Annotated in this window: 1 pseudogene; it reads left to right on the top strand. The window is 45.9% G+C overall.

Annotation, left to right across the window (positions count from 1 at the left end):
* A pseudogene (locus tag AAEY62_RS23245) lies at nucleotides 1-259 on the top strand (tRNA (adenosine(37)-N6)-threonylcarbamoyltransferase complex transferase subunit TsaD); the annotation flags it as partial.

Raw genomic sequence — 259 nt, 5'->3', positions numbered from 1 at the left:
CCTCAATTGGTCGCTCTCTTGCTTATGGTTGGGATATTCCCGCAGTAGCAGTGCATCATATGGAAGGGCATTTATTAGCGCCGATGCTTGAGGAAAATGTTCCTGAGTTTCCGTTTATTGCTTTGCTAGTATCGGGCGGACACACCATGATGGTTAAAGTAGCCGGTATTGGCCAATATGAAGTGCTGGGTGAGTCGGTTGATGATGCAGCAGGCGAAGCATTTGATAAAACAGCAAAATTACTAGGACTTGATTACCC

The sequence above is a fragment of the Pseudoalteromonas sp. GW168-MNA-CIBAN-0100 genome (assembly GCF_040309225.1).
Taxonomy (GTDB): Bacteria; Pseudomonadota; Gammaproteobacteria; order Enterobacterales; family Alteromonadaceae; genus Pseudoalteromonas; species Pseudoalteromonas arctica.
Note: the sequence above shows the minus strand (reverse complement) of the source record. Positions and strands in the feature narration are given on the sequence as shown.